Annotated in this window: 17 protein-coding genes and 1 riboswitch; of the genes, 3 read left to right on the plus strand and 14 right to left on the minus strand. The window is 27.2% G+C overall.

Features of this window, described 5'->3' with window-relative positions:
• Positions 1 to 142: 142 nt before the first annotated feature.
• From OM90_RS00485 to OM90_RS00500, 4 genes are read right to left on the minus strand one after another with little or no spacing between them, the layout of a single operon-like run.
• Complete coding sequence (locus OM90_RS00485; RefSeq protein ID WP_058484918.1) at positions 143 to 1,153, minus strand: siderophore ABC transporter substrate-binding protein; 1,011 nt, start codon at positions 1,151 to 1,153, stop codon at positions 143 to 145.
• A 28-nt stretch (positions 1,154 to 1,181) separates the two neighbouring features.
• Positions 1,182 to 1,934 (minus strand): iron ABC transporter ATP-binding protein, encoded by a 753-nt coding sequence (locus tag OM90_RS00490; RefSeq protein ID WP_334292075.1) that lies wholly within the window; start codon positions 1,932 to 1,934, stop codon positions 1,182 to 1,184.
• A complete protein-coding gene (locus OM90_RS00495; RefSeq protein ID WP_058484920.1) occupies positions 1,934 to 2,884 on the minus strand; it encodes an iron chelate uptake ABC transporter family permease subunit in 951 nt (316 codons plus the stop codon). Before OM90_RS00495 ends, OM90_RS00490 begins: the two co-directional genes overlap by 1 nt.
• A complete protein-coding gene (locus OM90_RS00500; RefSeq protein ID WP_058484921.1) occupies positions 2,884 to 3,828 on the minus strand; it encodes an ABC transporter permease in 945 nt (314 codons plus the stop codon). Before OM90_RS00500 ends, OM90_RS00495 begins: the two co-directional genes overlap by 1 nt.
• A 217-nt stretch (positions 3,829 to 4,045) precedes the next feature.
• On the opposite strand from OM90_RS00500, the gene OM90_RS00505 reads away from it, so the two are divergent.
• Complete coding sequence (locus tag OM90_RS00505; RefSeq protein WP_058484922.1) at positions 4,046 to 4,390, plus strand: helix-turn-helix transcriptional regulator; 345 nt, start codon at positions 4,046 to 4,048, stop codon at positions 4,388 to 4,390.
• A 180-nt stretch (positions 4,391 to 4,570) separates the two neighbouring features.
• Positions 4,571 to 5,239 (plus strand): NAD(P)H-dependent oxidoreductase, encoded by a 669-nt coding sequence (locus tag OM90_RS00510; RefSeq protein WP_058484923.1) that lies wholly within the window; start codon positions 4,571 to 4,573, stop codon positions 5,237 to 5,239.
• A gap of 147 nt (positions 5,240 to 5,386) precedes the next feature.
• Here the strand turns inward: OM90_RS00510 and OM90_RS00515 are convergent, their stop codons facing one another.
• The 6 genes from OM90_RS00515 to OM90_RS00540 form a co-directional block, all read right to left on the minus strand.
• Positions 5,387 to 7,015 carry a BCCT family transporter gene (locus OM90_RS00515; RefSeq protein WP_058484924.1) on the minus strand — a complete coding sequence of 543 codons (1,629 nt, stop codon included), beginning with the start codon at positions 7,013 to 7,015 and terminating at the stop codon, positions 5,387 to 5,389.
• Positions 7,016 to 7,294: 279 nt separating this feature from the next.
• Entirely contained in the window at positions 7,295 to 8,482 is a 1,188-nt protein-coding gene (locus tag OM90_RS00520; protein ID WP_058484925.1) for a cation:proton antiporter, read from the minus strand.
• 56 nt (positions 8,483 to 8,538) lie between these two features.
• Positions 8,539 to 8,597: riboswitch (Fluoride riboswitch) on the minus strand.
• 56 nt (positions 8,598 to 8,653) lie between these two features.
• A complete protein-coding gene (locus OM90_RS00525) occupies positions 8,654 to 9,760 on the minus strand; it encodes a diguanylate cyclase (protein ID WP_058484926.1) in 1,107 nt (368 codons plus the stop codon).
• Between the two features lie 77 nt (positions 9,761 to 9,837).
• Positions 9,838 to 10,341, minus strand: a complete 504-nt coding sequence (locus tag OM90_RS00530) for a GAF domain-containing protein (RefSeq protein ID WP_058484927.1) — start codon at positions 10,339 to 10,341, stop codon at positions 9,838 to 9,840.
• A 208-nt stretch (positions 10,342 to 10,549) separates the two neighbouring features.
• Positions 10,550 to 10,981 carry a DUF2383 domain-containing protein gene (locus tag OM90_RS00535; protein ID WP_058484928.1) on the minus strand — a complete coding sequence of 144 codons (432 nt, stop codon included), beginning with the start codon at positions 10,979 to 10,981 and terminating at the stop codon, positions 10,550 to 10,552.
• 114 nt (positions 10,982 to 11,095) lie between these two features.
• Positions 11,096 to 12,241, minus strand: coding sequence for a CdaR family transcriptional regulator (locus OM90_RS00540; protein ID WP_058484929.1), 1,146 nt, complete (start codon positions 12,239 to 12,241; stop codon positions 11,096 to 11,098).
• A 229-nt stretch (positions 12,242 to 12,470) separates the two neighbouring features.
• On the opposite strand from OM90_RS00540, the gene OM90_RS00545 reads away from it, so the two are divergent.
• On the plus strand, positions 12,471 to 13,613 hold the full coding sequence (locus tag OM90_RS00545) for a glycerate kinase family protein (RefSeq protein ID WP_058484930.1): 1,143 nt from the start codon (positions 12,471 to 12,473) through the stop codon (positions 13,611 to 13,613).
• 34 nt (positions 13,614 to 13,647) lie between these two features.
• Here OM90_RS00545 and OM90_RS00550 read toward each other — a convergent pair whose 3' ends face one another.
• The 4 genes from OM90_RS00550 to OM90_RS00565 all read right to left on the minus strand — a co-directional run bounded on the left by OM90_RS00550 (position 13,648) and on the right by OM90_RS00565 (position 19,705).
• Positions 13,648 to 15,774, minus strand: a complete 2,127-nt coding sequence (locus OM90_RS00550) for a DUF4962 domain-containing protein (protein WP_058484931.1) — start codon at positions 15,772 to 15,774, stop codon at positions 13,648 to 13,650.
• A gap of 330 nt (positions 15,775 to 16,104) precedes the next feature.
• The gene (gene ilvD / locus OM90_RS00555; RefSeq protein ID WP_058484932.1) at positions 16,105 to 17,820 is read right to left on the minus strand and encodes a dihydroxy-acid dehydratase; all 1,716 of its coding nucleotides are present in this window, start codon (positions 17,818 to 17,820) and stop codon (positions 16,105 to 16,107) included.
• Between the two features lie 154 nt (positions 17,821 to 17,974).
• Positions 17,975 to 18,403, minus strand: coding sequence for an RbsD/FucU family protein (locus OM90_RS00560; RefSeq protein ID WP_058484933.1), 429 nt, complete (start codon positions 18,401 to 18,403; stop codon positions 17,975 to 17,977).
• 21 nt (positions 18,404 to 18,424) lie between these two features.
• Positions 18,425 to 19,705, minus strand: a complete 1,281-nt coding sequence (locus OM90_RS00565) for a TRAP transporter large permease (RefSeq protein ID WP_058484934.1) — start codon at positions 19,703 to 19,705, stop codon at positions 18,425 to 18,427.
• Between the last annotated feature and the right edge of the window lie 20 nt (positions 19,706 to 19,725).

Here is a 19,725-nt window from a genome sequence, read left to right on the forward strand (position 1 = left end):
ATTAATATTAATATATATTTTAAAATATTTTTTTATATCAATATTGCATAAAAATACTTTTGTTAAAGATAATAATTTATAAAAAGGAACTCTTTAGCTTTTCAAATCTAAAAAGAGTTCCTTTTTATAAAAAATACTTATTTTATTTTTCTATAGCAGCTTTTATTTCATCCAGCATTATTTTTGTTCCTTTTAAACCTCCTGGTGATACATACCAAACTTCAGGGTCTACATATATGATATTATCATTTTTATAAGCTTTAGTTTTTTTAACTATTTCATTATCAAACATTTCCTTTGTACTTATACTTCCACCACTAATAGCTGTTTTATCAACAATGAAGATATAGTCTGGATTTTGTTCTAATATATATTCAAAGGAAATATTTTGTCCATGGGTACTAGTTTCTATATTTTCAGCTACTTGTTTAAATCCAAACTCTGTATAAATCATACCAAATCTTGAATCTTCTCCAAAGGCACTCATTGAACCATCATTAGCTAAAAGTACAATTGCATTTTTATCTTCTTCTTTAACCTTATTATTTATATCTTCTATATCTTCTTTTATTTTTGCTAATTCTTGTTCAATAAAATCTTCTCTATCAAAAATTTCTCCTAAAATATTAAAATTATCAGTAATGATATCTATATAGTCAGCTCCTGAAAGCTCTAAATATACAGTAGGTGCTATTTTAGAAAATTCTTCGTATAGTTTTGCTTGTCTTGCTGAAATAAATATAACCTCTGGTTCTAATTCAAATATTTTTTCAAAATTAGGTTCAAATAAAGTTCCTACATCTACATATTTATCATCATTAAATTTTTCTAAATAAGCTGGTATATTAGATTTAGGCAATCCCTTTACTTCAATCCCTAACTCATCTAAAACATCTATTGTAGCATAATCAAAAACAACTATATTTTTAGGATTTTTATTTACTACTACCTCTCCTAATTTATGATTAATAGTAATTGTCTCTGGTTCTGATTCAGATTTAGTTTCTATAGCTGATGTATCATCTTTAGATTCTATATTTTCTGTAGTTTCTACTTCTATAGATTCTACACTTTCTGTAGTATTAGAACTACACCCCATAACTCCTAAGGCAAAAATTACAATTATTGATAATAAAATAGTAAGTTTCTTCATTTTCTTCCCTCTTTCGTAAATTTTTTAATTAATAATATACGCATATTTTATTATTTTTGATATCATATATATCAAATCCTATATCATAAATATCTTCTAAAATTTCTCTCTTTATTATTTCTTTCACCTCCCCTTCCTTAGCAATTTTTCCATTCTTTAAAATAACAATATAATCTGAATAGCAGGAAGCAAAATTAATGTCGTGAATAACTATAGCTACTGTTTTCCCTAATTCATCAACTAATCTTCTTAAAGTCTTCATAATATCTACTGAATGTTTCATATCTAAATTATTAAGAGGTTCATCTAAAAGTATGTATTCTGTATCTTGAGCTATAACCATAGCTATATAAGCTCTTTGCCTTTGTCCTCCACTTAATTGATCTAAATATCTATCTTGTATATCTTCAAGTTTCATATATCTAATGGCTTCATCTACTAATTCCCAATCTTTAGATGTAAGTTTTCCCCCTGAATAAGGAAAACGTCCAAAACTTATTAAATCTCTAACAGTAAGTCTTATATTAATATGATTAGACTGTTTTAAAATAGCTACTTTTTTAGCTAATTCCTTAGTATCCCAAGAACTTATTTCTTTACCGTCTATAAAAACTTCTCCTTCATCTTTTCCTATAATTCTACTTATTATAGACAATATAGTGCTCTTTCCTGCTCCATTAGGTCCTATAAAAGAAGTAATCTTTCCTTTTTTTAATTTAAAACTAACATCATTAACAACTTTATTATCTCCATATTTTTTTACTAATTTTTTTGCTTCTATCACATTTTACCCTCCCTTAATAAGGTATGTATAAAATAAATTCCTCCAATAAAATTAATAATTACACTAATAGGGGTGGCAAAATTCATTACCCTTGAAACAATTAATTGTCCACCAACTAAAGTAATACTACCAATTAACATAGAACCTAAAATTAAATAATAATGTTTATAAGTCTTTAGATATACTCTAGTAAGATTAACTACTAATAACCCTAAAAATATTATAGGTCCTACTAAGGCTGTAGATATAGATACTAATATTGCTGTAACAACAAGCATCTTTTTTACAACCTTTTTATAATTTACTCCTAAATTAATTGCATTTTCCCTTCCTAGAGAGATAACATCTAGGTTTGGTAAAAGCTTGTAAACATAAATTAACACTAATAATTCTACTAGAAACGCTATCCATAAAATTTTGGAATTCATATTATTAAAACTTGCAAACATACTACTTTGTATTGATAAAAACTCATTAGGATCTATTATAAATTGCATAAATGATGAAATACTTTGAAAAAAGGTTCCTAGAACCATTCCAACTATCACTATAAAAAATACATTATGGCTTTCTTTACTAAAAAGAAATCTAAACAATATCATGGAAAATAAAATCATAGATCCTACAGCCATAAAAAAATTCCATATTGGATTGGCACTTATTAAAGAATTAGAACCAAATATAAACACTATACAAGTTTGAATAAAAAGATATAAAGAATCTAAACCTAATACACTTGGTGTTAATATATGATTATTAGTTATAGTTTGAAAAATCACCGACGAAAACGCTATAGATGTTCCCGTTAGTATAATTCCAATTATTTCAGGTATACGTCTTGATAAAGCGTATTCAAAGTTTTTACTATTTAATCCTATAACAAGGAAAAATATTATTAATATTACTAATATAATAAAGAGGAATCCTATTTTTCTTTTATTTTTCATTATTTGTTCCTCCTTATAAGTAAATAAATAAAAATAAAGCTTCCTATTACCCCTACCGTAAGTCCTATAGATACTTCATAGGGATATATTATTACCCGGGATATAATATCACAAATTAAAAGAAATATAGCTCCAAATAAGGATGTAGATAAAATATTTTTATTCAAATTATCGCCTTTATATATACTAACAATATTAGGCACTATAAGACCTAAGAAAGGAATCTGTCCTACGGTAATAACAATTATAGAAGATATTAATGCCACAATAGTAACCCCTAAATTTACTATATTGTTATATTTTAAACCTAAATTAGTAGAGAATTCTTCTCCCATTCCTGCTATAGTAAACTTATTAGCATATAAAAAAGCTATAAATACCAACGGTATGCTAATGTATAAAAGCTCATATCTTCCCTTTATAATCATAGAAAGATTTCCCTGCATCCACGCCGATATGTTTTGAATTAAATCATATTTATATCCAAAAAAAGTTGTTATAGAGTCTATTACATTTCCCATCATTATTCCAAGAAGGGGTATTATTATTGTGTTTTTGTATTTTATTTTTTTCAAAACTCCCATAAATAAAAAACTCCCTAATAAAGCAAACAAAAATGCTATAAGCATTTTTAAAATAACATTTTGTGATGAAAATAACATTAAAGAAACTAAAATTCCAAGTTTAGCAGAATTAATAGTACCTGCAGTTGTTGGAGAAACAAATTTGTTTTGGGTTATCTGCTGCATTATAAGACCACTAACACTCATACCTATTCCTGCTACAATGATACTAATAAGTCTAGGAATCCTAGTTAAAAAAAGTATCTCTATACTATCTAATTCTAAATGATATAAATCTACTATAGATACTTCCTTAACTCCAATAAATAATGATATTGATGACAAAGCAATTAATATAAAAATTAAATATCTATTTTTCATATAACCTCCTAATTTTAAAACACTCATTACTCCCATAGTTGCAAAATAATAAATTTATAGTATAATTTGATATGAAAATGATAATTATTATTATTTATTTTCCCTTAATTAGTATAGCATCTATCTCATATAAAAAATTAAATATATTTAGTTTTTTATAACTAAATTAAGTTATTTTAAATATTATTCATATGATAATTAGGAGGTATATATAACGATGATAGTTAGTGACAGAATATGTAATTTTCATATAAAAAGAGCTATAAAATATATGGAAAATAATTATGATAAGGATTTAAGACTACATAGCATGGCAAAATTTTTAGGATTAAATAAACACTACTTGAGTTATTTATTTAAAAAAGAAACTGGTATAACTTATTCTGACTTTGTAAATTACATAAGAATAGAAAAAAGTAAAGAATTAATAAAAAATACTAACTTATCTATATTAGAAATAGCATTATCAGTAGGATATAATAATCAAAATTACTATACCATTGCTTTTAAAAAAATACATGGTATCTCTCCTTTAAAATATAGACATACAGTTACATCATAAATACTTGATTGTTATTTAACTTTAGAATATATTCCAAAAGTTAATTTGGAATATTTTTACTGATAATTCATCTAAAATGTAAAAGATATGTAAAGATAAAAATATAGAATATTAAATAACATTTTTTATAAAACTAAATTTAAAACTCTTTATTTTAAAATACAAAAGGAGAGAAATACCATGGATAAAAAAATTGAATTATTAAAAGCTTATAATTTTAGATTTGCATGTAAGGAATTTGACCCTAAAAAGAAAATATCTGATGAAGATTTTGAATTTATTTTAGAAACAGGAAGGCTCTCCCCAAGTTCCTTTGGTTGGGAACCATGGAAATTTGTAATTGTTCAAAATATGAATATAAGGGAAAAATTAAAAGAATTTGCATGGGGTGCAAAAAAGCAATTAGACACAGCTAGTCACTTCGTTCTTCTTATGGTAAGAAAAGCAAACTCCTTAAAACCCGATTCTAAATACATTAAATACATTGCAGAAGAAATTGAAAAATTGCCACAAGATATTCTTGATATGAAATTAAAGTTTTATAAAAACTTTCAAGAAAATGATTTTGATTTAACCGATGATAGAAAATTATTTGACTGGGCTTGTAAACAGGTATATATCCCCTTAGGAAATATGATGACTGCTGCTGCTTTTATTGGTATTGACTCCTGCCCAATAGAAGGCTTTGACAGAGAAAAAATCGAAAATATTCTGAAAGAAGAGAATATAATCAACACAGAAGAATTTGGGGTAGGAGTTATGGTAGCCTTTGGATATAGAAATCCCGAAGCACCTATGTTCCCAAAAACAAGAAGACCTATAGAAGAAGTTGCTAACTGGGTTAAATAGTTTTTCAACCATTATTCAAATGTAAATTTAGATTATCTAAGTAATTTTATATAAAAATCAGATAAAATTTATAAACTAAAGTAAATAAAAATCCAGTAGAAATATTAGTACATTTAATTTCTACTGGATTTTTTATATCAACTTATTTTATTTAACATTATTTATACTCTGTATTACCATCAATTTTTTAAGTCTTTTCTTTAATCTAATAACTGTATTAAATTCATGTTTTTTATAACTTATCTGTAATTCTTTAATTAATGAAAACATCATAATAATAAGAAGTATTGAAAAAGGTAGTGCCGTAATAATTACCGCTGATTGAAGGGTTTTTAAGGCTACTTTTCCTCCAAGGAATAAAACTGATAAAGCTATAAGTCCTTCCATAGCAGCCCAAAAAACTCTTTGAGTTTTTGGAGAATCTTCTTTTCCTCCACTGGTTAAATTATCAACTACTAAAGAACCAGAATCACTACTGGTTACAAAGAATAAAACTACCGCTATAATTCCTACAAAAGATAATACCATCTGTATAATATATGAATTATTTAAGTATTTAAACATTTCAAACATTGAAGTTGCTATATCACTATTAATGGCTTTTTCTATTACTCCATTGTATAACTTATTAGTATAAACTCCTGAAGCTCCTAGTATTGTCATAGCAAATGTAATTATTACAGTAGGAATAATTACAGTTCCAATGGCAACTTCCCTAATAGTTCTTCCTTTAGAAATACGAGCAATAAAAGTTCCTACAAATGGAGTCCAGGTTATCCACCATGCCCAATAAAACACTGTCCAATTACCTTGCCAAGCAACATCATCAGGTTTAACTGCTGTAAATAGTCCTATATTAAAAAATTCTTTCATGTATAATCCAAAAGATGAAAAATAGGTGGACAAAGTATATACTGTAGGTCCTATTAATAAAATGGCAAATAATAACCCTCCACTAATAAACATATTAGCTTGACTTAAAAATTTAATACTCTTTGATATTCCACTAACAACTGATAGAGTAGCAATGCATGTTATGATTATAATTAAAGTTATTTGGACTTTATAATCCATTGGGATACCAAATACATAATTTAAACCTGAGTTAATTTGTTGAGCTCCAAGTCCTAAAGAAGTAGCTAGTCCAAATAATACTGCCAATACTGCAAAAACATCTATTATATCTCCCCATATACCAAAAATCTTATCTTTTATCAATGGATAAAAAAGACTTCTAAGAGAAAATGGTAATTTTTTATTAAAAGAAAAATATCCTAATCCTAAGGCCACTAATCCATAAATTGCCCATGCATGAGCTCCCCAATGCATATACATAACTTTAAAATTATCAAATGTAGACCCTGTACTAAGTTCTTGTGGTATATTAAGATGATAAATAGGTTCTGCCACTCCATAAAAAAATATGCCAATACCTATTCCTGCACTAAATAACATGGCATACCATGAGAAATTACTATATTCTGGTTTAGCTTGAAACCCTCCTAAACGTATTCTGCCAAACTTAGAAAGTCCTATAACTATTAAGAATATAAATGCTCCATTAATAGTTAATACATATAACCAGTTAAACTGTTTATTAAGAACATCATTGATATTACTAAAAATTGTCGCAGATTTATCTGGCATTACAATAGTAAAAATTATAAATCCTAAAACTAAAAAAGCAGATACTAAAGACACAAATAAATTCATGTCGAATCCAAACTTTTTAAAATTTCTTGACTGTAGCTTTTTACTTAAATTTTCTAACTCCATACTTCTCTCCTTTATATATTATTTCTTATTATTACAACTGACAACTCTAAACTCATTCCAAAGATGTCTCTATCCTATGCCAAAATTATAACATTCTAATTTAATTATGTCAAAAAACCAAAGTTTCTATTCTTCTTAAAATACTTTAAAATTTTGCAATATATAAATAATTTTATGTTAATCTCTTAGGCATAATAGTTAAATTACTAAACACTTTTAAATATATTTTATATAATTTTTATAAAATTTAATTATATTTTCAATTTCAATTATTTTAAATTAATTTATACTATTTTCTAATAACTTTTCTGATAAATAATGAATTCCAATCGCTCCTAATGGTGCAGTTATCAATATAGATAATACTGCAATAGCTAAAATCACATCTCCTCCTTCTACTCCCAAACTTAAAGGGAGTCCTCCAATAGCAGCTTGAACTGTTGCTTTTGGAATATAAGCAATAATACAAAATAATCTTTCTTTTAAGTTATATTCACTGCCTAATAAAGCTATTAAAACTCCTATACTTCTCCCTATTAATCCTACTAATATTATTATAAATCCTATTTTCCCAGCTTCTAAAGCTACAGTAATATTTACTTGTGCTCCGACTAACACAAATAATAAGATTTCAGCTAATATCCATATTTTATTAAATTTATTAGATAAACGTTTTCCTACTTCAGGAAGTTTCTCAATTATCACAAATCCAATAGTCATTACTCCTAATAAAGATGCTATCTCTAATTTAGATTTTAGTATATGTTCTATTTCATTAAGTAGTATTGCTAATCCAAGTATTAATAATACCTTTTTTGTATCTCTTAAATGATATATTTTAAAAATTTTTATCAGTATAAGTCCAATAACTCCTCCAAATATAATTCCTAATATAATGGATAAAGGTATATTTAATAGTCGAACCCCAATATTTATTTTAGAACCACTATAAATTCCTAAAAAAGCACTAAATATTGTAATAGCAAAAACATCATCAATAGATGCTCCTGCTAATATTAATGTTGGTATTCTTTTTTTCATCCCAATATTATTTTCCATCAATCTAAGCATAGAAGGAACTACCACAGCGGGAGAAACTGCAGCTATAATAAAAGCTAGTATCCCTCCTTGTACAAATGAAAAATTTAAAAATTTCATAGAAGCAAACATAATAAAAGTACCTTCTATTAAGCCAGGGATAAAACTCATTTTAAGGGTAGCACTTCCAACTCTTTTTAAATCATCTTTATTAATCCCAAGGCCTGCTCTAATTAAAATAATTATTAAAGCAATTCCCCTTAAATCCTCTGATATATTCATCATATCTTTTTGCAGTAAATTAAACCCATAAGGTCCTATACAAATCCCCAATATTAACATTCCTAATAATCCTGGTAATCTTAACTTTTCAAATATTCTTTTTGCTGGTAATCCTAATAATAAAATTACTGCTAAACTTGTAGCCATAATATTTCTCCTTTCTAATCATAAAACATAAAAAACTCCTACAAAAAATATTAATATTTTTTGTAGGAGTCATTAGCATTATGCGATTCAGGTGAACTCCATCACCATTTATTAAATTTACTAATAAATTATAATATATTCTATAATACATGTCAATGAATTATCAAATCCCTACTCAACACAATTTATACATTCATTATCATATAATACCACTTTATCTCTTCCTGTTCTTTTTGCTCTATATAAAGCACTATCTGCTTTTTCTTTTATTTCATTTATATCTTTAATGGTTTCTGGATAATTAGCTACACCAATAGAAACTGTTATATTTATAGATTTTCCTATAGATGTTATAAAAGAATGATTTTTAACAGCTATTCTAATTCTTTCCGCAATATCTACTGCCTTTTTAGACGAACAGTTAATTAACATAACTGAAAATTCTTCCCCTCCATTTCTTGATACTATATCAAAATCCCTACAATTTTTTACTAATATCTTTCCTAATTCTTTTAGAACCATATCTCCTACAGCATGTCCATATGTATCATTTACTTTTTTAAAAAAATCTATATCAATAAATAATAAAGATAATTGCTCTTTATTTTTTATAACCCTATTACAAATAGAATTGAAAACTTCATCAAATTTTCTTACATTGTTTAAGCCTGTTAAAAAATCCTTTGTTGATTCAAGTCTGTACTTAGCTAATAATTCATTAGAAGCTATAATATATTCAATATATCTATATAATATAAAGCTAACTATAAAGTTCATAATCCAAAATATAATATTCATCTCAATTAAATAATGATACTCAGGAATTAATATAGCCCAAGAAATAGTAACAATAATATTATATAACAAAGCTGTATTAAGCCATTTATTTCTCAAAGTCTTAGTTTTATTTATAATTATAGGAAATAATATTCCTACTATTATCATATCTATAAAGGCTACAATAGAAGGATTTGTTGCACCAAAGTATATTATACGAAATATCCCTATTATGATACTTGTAATAATAGCTGATATAAAGCCACCAAATAATGCGGACAAAGTAATAGCTACACCTCTAAAATCTATAATAACATCTTGTATAACATTCACACTATATAACATTAATATAATTCCTAATATACTATTTAGAATCGCAAATATAATTTGAAGTATCAAAGAAGAATTTTTATTAATTCTATTTTCTTTTAAAAAAACTTGATTTAATATGGCTATAAATGCAATTATTATTGATGCATTTATAAATAAATCTTCAATCATTTACTTCTATTGCTCCTTTTATCCATTTATATAAATTTACATTTTATCTATTAGTATTTACACAATATTTCTTCTCTTTAAAATTTTTCTGGCCAATCAATATGTCTATTTAAAATATCTACAAAATCTTTTAAGCCCTTGGCATCATTTTCATCAAATCTAGCTTTAATAGGACTATCAATATCTAACACCCCTATCAACTTACCATCTTTTATAATAGGAATTACTATTTCTGATTTTGAAATAGGGTCACAAGCAATATGTCCTTTAAATTCATGTACATCTTCTATTACTTGTATTTTTCTTGTCTTCGCAGCAGTACCACATACTCCTTTTCCTAAAGGAATTCTTACACAAGCTACTTTCCCTTGAAAAGGCCCTAACACTAATTCTTCATCCTTATATAAATAAAATCCTGCCCAATTAATATCCTCCATTAATTGATATAATAGGGCAGAGGCATTAGATATATTGGCAAGCCAATCTTTTTCATCAGCAATTATTCCCTTTAAATATGTATTTAGTTCTTTGTAAAATTCTTCCTTACTATTAATATTTATTTTATCTGTTCCTTGAAACATATTTTTCTCCTTTCATTCAAATATTTTGTTTATAATTTTAATTATATAATACTTTATATTTTTTAATTAATTTTATTATATCATTTTATTTATAATAATATTGAACAAAATTTATTATTTTTAAATATTATATTTAAAATATAAAAACCCTTCTTTACAAATAAAACTAATATTTTGTAAAGAAGAGTTTTATATATAATATCAAAATCTATAAATAAATAAGTAAATCATTCATAAATTCCTGCTCTATTTTTACAAGTCTATGAGCTAACTCTATACTTTCTTTAGAGGCATTTTTATATTGATTAAGATATCTACTTACAGATTTAATTCCCATATTACATCCATCAATCATTAATTCTGCAATTTTATCATCATCATTCTTTAACATTAATTTCATTTCTGTAGTAAGCCAAGAAAAAGTATTCACCATAGACTTAGGGTCTTTTTCTTCTTCTCCACATTCATTTAACATCTCATGACATTTATCTCCTATTTTAATATGTTTATCATTATATTTATTGATAAGTGATTTAAGCCCTTTATCTTTAATATGAGAAATTACTTGTTCCATACTATTAGTAGCAGATTTACATCCTGCATTACATTCCCTTAAAAGTTTAATAGTATCTTCGTTCATAAATCTCATCCCATTTCAATCTAGTTTTTAATATTAGTATAAAGATATTTTATATTTTTATTCAGATATTTATTAACTACTTAATTAGTATGGTAATAAATACAATTATTATTTTTATATATGCAATAAGTAATAGCATAAATAGTTTAAAAATTCTCTTTCCCTATTATTTTTAACTGGATTAGATGAAAAATAATCCTTAATTTTATTAAGTCTAAAGTTTAAGGTATTCCTATGAATAAAAAGCTGTTCACTGGAGTTTTTAAAATTATAATCATTTTCATTTAATACTGGAATAATATCTATTATATTTTTTTCTATTTTCTCATCTATGAATTGTCTTAAAGGTTCAAATATAGATAAAACATCTGTAAAGGCTATCCTAGAAATAAAAAAATCTGAAAGATATTCATAAAAAAATATCCCCTTTTTTGTTGTTTTTATATTATTACTTAACCATTTTGCATGATAATAGGAGTGAGAATACTTTTCAAACTTATTTTGAATAGACCCCACATAAAATTTACTATTTATATTATTTTTAAGAGCCCATCTCAAATAAGAAGATAAATACTCTTTAATTAAATACTTATAGTCTTTAAAAAATCTATCTTTATCAATTTCAAAAGATTTAAATATAACTATATCCCTATTATTTAATACGCAGGATATATCTTGACTTAAATGAAGTCCGCTTTCTTTTATTTGTCTTAAACCCTCTTCTAAAATTTCTATTTCTAATTTTTCTTCAAATCTAATTATAATGGGAATTCTATATATATTATCTTTATAATTTAATCTTTTAGCTAATTCATATATTTCATCATTTCCCACATCACTTCTTATTAAACAGTTAATAAAAAATTCCTTTGAAGCTTTATGTTTATAAAATACTTGTTTGCTTAATTCGTATTCTAACATGGTTTCCAGGGACATTTTTAATATTAAGGCTATATTTTTTACTTCCTCTGGAATCCCTGTTATCCCTATTACTCCAATGATTTCATTATTAAATTTTAATAGCATATTAATACCGTTTTTTGTTCCTAGGTGTTCTTCATTGGGTTCTACATAAAGGATTTCTTTCTTTTCTTCTATCATTTTATAGGATATTTCATGATATGAGCCTATTCTTTTTTTATTCTTACTGGCAATAATTATTCCCTTTTCATTCATTATATTAACATTATAATCCGTATACCCTGAAAGATTATCTATAAAACGATTTGCTATTTCGTTAAAATATGTGAATGTATTCATAATCCACCCTCTTATAAACATTAATAATGTAAGTATATATTAATAAAAAAATAATAACAATATACTATAATTTGCTTTTATTGATATATTTTTATAATTAAGAATTATATTTTGTATAGTAAACACAATTTTTATTTATAATTTTGTCCCACTAGACATATAAATAAACTTATACATTTGATAAAATTATCTACATAAAAATATATTCTAGAAGTTAGGTTGTGATAAAATGAAAATTTTAATTGCATCAGATTCTTTTAAAGGAAGTATGAGTTCTAAACATATCGCTGATATTGTTTCTGATGAAGCAAAAAAAATATTTGAAAACTGTGAAATTGTAAAAATCCCTGTTGCAGATGGTGGAGAAGGAACTATAGATGCCCTTATATCTGTTTTAGATGGAAAAAAGAAAAAACTTGAAGTCACAGGCCCTCTATTTCAGAAAATAGAAACAGAAATTGGTATAGTTGATAATAAAAATTTAGCTATAATTGAAATGGCTAAAGCTGCTGGATTAAATTTAGTGGATATAGCTAAAAGAGACCCTAGATATACTACCACTTATGGAGTGGGAGAACTAATAAAATACGCTCTTGATAATGGTTATAAAAATATAATTATATCCATTGGTGGAAGTTCTACTAATGATGGTGGTATTGGAGCAATACAAGCTCTTGGTGGAAAATTTCTTGATAAAGATAAAAAAGAAGTAAAAGGAATAGGAGATTGTCTAAAGGATATTCATAGTATAGATATTTCTAATCTACACCCTAAAATTAAAGATACTAATTTCACTGTAATGTGTGATGTTAAAAATCCTTTAACTGGCGAAAATGGTGCTACTAGAGTGTATAGTAAGCAAAAAGGAGCTACTAAAAATATTGAAGACTATTTAGAATTAGGAATGCTTAATTATGAAAAAGTCTTAAAAAAATATATGCATCTCCCTGATGAAGAAATCCCTGGTGCAGGAGCGGCCGGAGGACTTGGTATAGCATTAAAAGTTTTTCTAAATGCTACTTTACAATCTGGCATAAATACTATGTTAGAAACTATTAATTTTGAAGAAAGATTAAAAGATGTTGATTTAGTTATTACCGGAGAAGGGCAAATGGATTGGCAATCAGCCTTTGGAAAAGTTCCCTGTGGTATTGGATTAGTTTGCAAAAAATTAAATATCCCTGTTATCGCAATTGTTGGAAGTATGGGTAAGGGTGCTGAAGATATTTATAACTGTGGAATTAATACTATTATCCCCACCATAAATTCTATAATGACCCTTGATGAGGCTATTAAAAATTCCGATGTTCTTCTTGCTAGTGCCACAAGACGAATACTTAAAGCTGTAAAAATAGGGTTAACTATGAAATAAAAATCCTCCTCAAATTTAAGGAGGATTTTTATAATTATTTATTTATAATTTCAAATTTGTTAGTTTTATTAGGGTTTTTAAATACCTCTTTACCATCTATTTCTAAATTAGTTCCTTGGTATAAAGCATATTTTACTATTTTTTCTCCTTCTTTTATTACTGACACCCAATTAGCATCTGTTTTTATTCCTTTATAATTAATTGAGCCATTTTCTGAGTATATAAACTTTTCTATAAATTGACCTTTTTTAATTTCAACTCCTATAAAGTCATTTCCCTTAATATGTTTTACTTCTAAAGGTTCATATTCAAAACTAGAATGTGGATATAAAACATTTAGAAAATACATATTTTTTTCTCTTTTATCATTTTCAATGCAAAGAGTTTTTAATATAATTTCTCTTATGTCATCTGGCCTTTGAGGTGTCATTATTTCATTTATTACTGTTCGTTCTACATTATATTTTGCGTTTTCCGGAAATACAGGATATATGCTTAATGCTCCTGTACCATTTTTAATTACAAATGAATTATCACTTTTTTGTTTTTTTGCAAATTGTTCTCCATGTAATCTCCAAGTATATTTATGTTCCATATCACTTTTTAGTTCATCTAGTAAAATAAAGTATCCCATTTCACTATATATTACTCTTCTTGCATTTCTATTTAATTGCATCTCAGGATAATATAATTTACTAGACTCTAATGTACAAAAAGTATATCCGTCTTCACTAATATAATCTTCTACACAAGCAATTTGATCTTTTTTTACATCTCTCCATACATTATAGATACCCTTACAGTTTAAATCAAATAATTCTGGGTCTTCTAGGGTTCCTTCGTCCCATATTTTTTCTCCTACACATCCTGTATCATCTACTGTTATCATATTGTGCACTTTAGCTCTTGATGTCCTATGAAATCCTTCATCTATAGCTAATCTACTACCATATCCCATTAAAATAAAACTATTAAAATCTACATGATAATGAGTTAAACTGCGAGTTCTCCATCCATTTGCTAGATCTAATTCCCAAGATTTTTCCCATTGAGCTTTTCCTCCTGGAGGACTTGCTTTAATAGAAAAATGAATTGCATCTTCATCCCATGATGAACGGATAACTACAAGTCCTAAGTCAGGGAAATATTTAGTTAATGGTAAATCTTTTGGGTGTTTTTCAGGAACTGTTTCATCATACCATATATATTCTAAAAATGCTTCTGGCATAATACCTGGGAATATTTTACTTTGATATGCTTCTCTAAATAAAAACTTATTTTTAACTAAGTTTCCAAACCATTGAGCATATCCATTATTATATTCACTTGCTATTTTATAATAAGCAGATATGGAATTTGAACTTCTCGTATCATGAACATCCGCAAAATTTACATTTTCCTCCCAATTAGGAGCAGATTGATATAATCTAAAATAAAATGTATTTTTTAAGAAAGGAGTATTAAAATAATCAATTCCTTCTTTTTGCCTAATTAAATCTGCTGCAGCTAATAAGAAATTAATAGCATATCTCCAATATCCAGTTCCTTCATAATCACTACCATCTTGAGGCATCCAATTAAATACTTTATCAAAATTATCTTTAATCGTGTCTATCCACTTTTGAGCTTCTTTATATTCTGGAACTATAGCGTAAGCTGTAGTTAATAATCCTGTATAATTTATCCAGTTATGATTTTGCCAGTAATCTGTTGACCAACAATTTCCTCTATTTTCTTCTCCATAATTATACATTTTATTACCTTGAAGAATTAATTTGTCAAGGAATTCTTGCTTTTCTTCTGGTTTTAATTTATCTCCTATCCAATTATAAGCTAATCCAAAACCAAAAAGTAGCCATGATGCACTTAAATCTACATCAACTAAAAAACCATAACCCCATCTTTCATATCTACAAGCTGTAAATATCCATCTTTTGGCTTCTTCTAAATATTGTTCTTGTTCAGTCAATAAATAAGCTAAACTTAAGTTAGCTGCTGCCATACCCATATATGTAATACTTGTTGGTGGATGTTCTTTTGCAAGTTTTTGACTTTCATACCATTTACATTGTTCTAATAATCTTATTAAGTGAGATTTTCTAATCGTTAATTTTTCATTACGCAATTTTTCAATATCTTTAATTAACAAATATTCTTTCATTAAATATCTCCTTTCAAAATTTATATAATAATTTTCTTTATCTTTTGTTAAATAATATTACTATAATCCTTTATTTATCTTTTATTTTATTATACTATTTTGACAATTGCATTTCAAAGTATTATTTATAATTTTATATTTAATTCTCGTCATTAATCAAAATAATTTCTATTAAATTATTTTTATACAATTTATAATACATAAAAAAGAGGATACTTTATATTCAATAAAGGTCCTCTTTTTTTATATTTTATCCGTCTTATTAATACCTTAGTTGTATTTGTTAGGAATGCTATCAACATATATCAAATATACTTACATACTCGATTTTTATTCCATATATCCGCCTTTCATAGGAGAAACGGCGTGTTCAGAATATATTTTAAGTACACCTGAAGTATATTTTTTCTCTTTTGGCTTCCAAAGTTTTCTTCTTTCTTCTAATATTTTATCTATTTCATCCGGAGTTTTATGTTCCCCATTAATTCCTACAATTCTCAAAATTCGTTTTTCAATGTCTATTTCTATTAAATCATCTGTTTCTACTAAAGCAATAGGTCCTCCCTCAGCAGCCTCTGGAGATACATGTCCAATAGCAGGACCTTGAGATGCTCCTGAAAAACGTCCATCTGTAATTAAAGCAATTGAACTACCTAATTCTTCATCAGCAGATATGGCTTCTGTAGTATAGAACATCTCAGGCATACCACTGCCTTTTGGTCCTTCATATCTAATAATTACAGCATCTCCTGGTTGGATTTCTTTTTTTATAATTGCTGCTATTGCTTCCTCTTCACAGTCAAAAGGTTTTGCTTTTAGTATTGATTTAAACATAGCTTTAGGTACTGCACTATGTTTAATAACTGCACCTTCTGGAGCAAGATTTCCTTTTAAAATTGATATTGCTCCTTTTTTACTAATAGGATTATCAAAAGAATATATAATATCTGTTTGTTTTATACCGATTTTTTTAAGATATTCATCACATTTATCATAAAAACCATTTTTCTTTAAATCTTCTAAATTTTCTCCTAAAGTCTTATTAGTTACTGTCATTACATCTAAATGAAGATTTCTTTTTATTTGTTCCATAATCATTGGTACTCCTCCAGCATAATAGAAGAACTGAGCTGGCCATTTACCTGCTGGACGAACATTTAAAAGATAATGAGCATTACGATGCATTCTATCAAAAGTATCTGCATCAATTTCTATTCCAAATTCATGAGCAATAGCAGGTATATGAAGTAATGCGTTAGATGAACCAGAAATAGCTGCATGAACCATAATAGCATTTTCAAAGGATTTCTTTGTCACCATTTCTCTTGGTTTCATTCCCTCTTTCGCAAGATTAACAGCCTGTTTTCCAACTTCTTTAGCCATAGCTAAAAGCTCTTTACTAGTTGCTGGCATTACCGCAGTTCCAGGAAGCATTAATCCTAGTGCTTCTGCCATAACTTGCATAGTACACGCTGTTCCCATAAAAGAGCAAGCTCCACAAGAGGGACAAGCATTATGTTTATAATAGTTAAACTCTTCTTCAGTAATTTTCCCTCTCTGATACATTGCACTATAGACCCCAATTTGTTCTAAAGTCAGTAAATCAGGACCTGCATTCATAACTCCTCCAGTTAACATAATAGATGGTATATTTACTCTACCTATAGCCATCAAATGAGCTGGAACAGCTTTATCACAACTAGCGATAAAAACTCCTGCATCAAAAGGAGTCGCACCTGCATGTATTTCTATTAAATTAGCAATAGTATCCCTAGATACTAAAGAATAATTAATTCCATCATGCCCTTGTGCAATACCATCACAAATATCAGTGGCAAAATAACGTGCAGCTTTTCCTTTTGAAGTATTTACTCCTTCTACGACTTCATTTACAAAATTTAATAAATGAACACTTCCCGGATGACTGTCTCCAAAAGTACTTTCCACCAATATTTGAGGTTTAGATAAATCTTCAACACTCCAACCCATACCTATTTTTAATGGGTCCATTTCTGGAGCAATTTTTCTTATTTCTTGACTTCTCATGCCATTTCCTCCATTCAATATTTATTTTATAAATCTTTACTCTCTAAACATTTTCATATATTTCTCTTATACATTTTAAATAAAGCTGCCAGCAAATTTAATCTGCAGGCAGCTTTAAAATCCCCGTTTCCATTTAAAATAAAATTTTAATTTTTTATTTTATAACACCTTTTCTAATAATAATATTTGCAAATCTTTCTGTTTCACCTGTAGCTACAATAGCATAGGCTTTTGAAGCTCTGTCATAAAATTCTTGTCTATCTAAATAATTAATATCAATTGTAAAATCCTCCGTTGCATTTTGAGCAATAGTTTTATATTCATTAGAAATATCACCTTTATAATCACTATTTGGAGGAATTTTCATTAATGTAACCGGTTCTTTTATATAATCTAAGGGAAATAATTTTAATATATCTTCTAATAAAGGCTTTATTCTCATTCCATCGTATCTTATAAGCCTTTTTGCATGTGAAGCACTTGGAAAATTTCTATCTCCTAATACAATTTCATCTCCATGTCCCATTTCCATTAAAATCTTAACTAGCTCTGGTGAAAGACTAGCAGGTATACACTTAAGCATAATTACAACCCCTATTCTATATTAAGTCATTAAATTAGGTAAAAGCATAACTATTTGTGGGAAATACGTTACTAATAATAATACGGCTACCATGGCTAAGAAAAAAGGAATAAACGCTTTAATAGATTCTGCTATACTTATTTCTGCTATTCCACAAGATACAAATAAACAAACTCCTACAGGTGGGGTAAATAACCCTATTGCTAAATTCATAATCATTATTACTCCAAAATGAATTATGTCAATCCCTAGTGATGTAACAACTGGTAATAATATAGGTGTAAAAATTATAACAGCTGGACTTAAATCTAACCATGTTCCAACAAATAACAATAAAAGATTAATCATTAAAAGAATTAAGAATGTATTATCAGTTATTCCTAAAATTAAGTTTGCTAACATTTTAGGAACTCCTTGGCTAGCAAAAAGCCAACCTAGGGAACTAGCTGTAGCGATCATAACTGCAACCATTCCTGTTGTTACAGCTACTTCTACAAAAATTCCTCCTATATCAGATAATTTAAGCTCTCTATAATATAATGTTCCAAGAAGAAATGAATATAATGCTGCAATCCCTGCTGCTTCTGTTGGAGTGAAAAATCCACTTATAATTCCACCTAAGATAATAATGATTGTCATTACTGCTGGAATACTTTTAATTACTATTTTTATAGCATCTCTTACAGGAATTTTAGTATCTACTGGATAATTTCGTTGTCTAGTAATTATATATGTAACAAGCATTAAAGCTAAACCAACTAATATCCCTGGAATCATTCCTCCTAGGAATAATTTTGCAATAGATGCTCCAGAAGCAACCCCGTATACTACCATTGGAATACTTGGTGGTATTAATACTCCTATTGTAGAAGATGTTGCCGTAACGGCAACAGAAAAATCTCTATCATAACCATTATCAATCATAGTAGGAATTAAAATTCCTCCTACGGAAGCAGTATCAGATGTTGCTGATCCTGTTATTCCTGCAAAAAACATACTTGAAACAATATTAATATAAGCTAGTCCACCTCTTAAAAATCCTACCATTACTCTAGATAAATTTATTAAGTCTGTAGTTATTCCTCCAAGAGCCATAAATCTTCCTGCTAAAATAAATAGAGGAACTGCAATTAATGTAAAAGAATCCATCCCTACATACATTCTTTGAACGCTTACAATCATAGGAACAGCCCCATTGGTAACAGCCATTCCAACCATTGCAGCAAGTCCTGTACATATGGCTATAGGCACATTAATAAACATTAAACCAATCATTACAATAAATGATATTAAAGCTACCATAACTATTCGCCTTTCTTAAT

The sequence above is a fragment of the Defluviitalea phaphyphila genome (assembly GCF_001466305.1).
GTDB classification, from domain to species: domain Bacteria; phylum Bacillota; class Clostridia; order Lachnospirales; family Defluviitaleaceae; genus Defluviitalea_A; species Defluviitalea_A phaphyphila.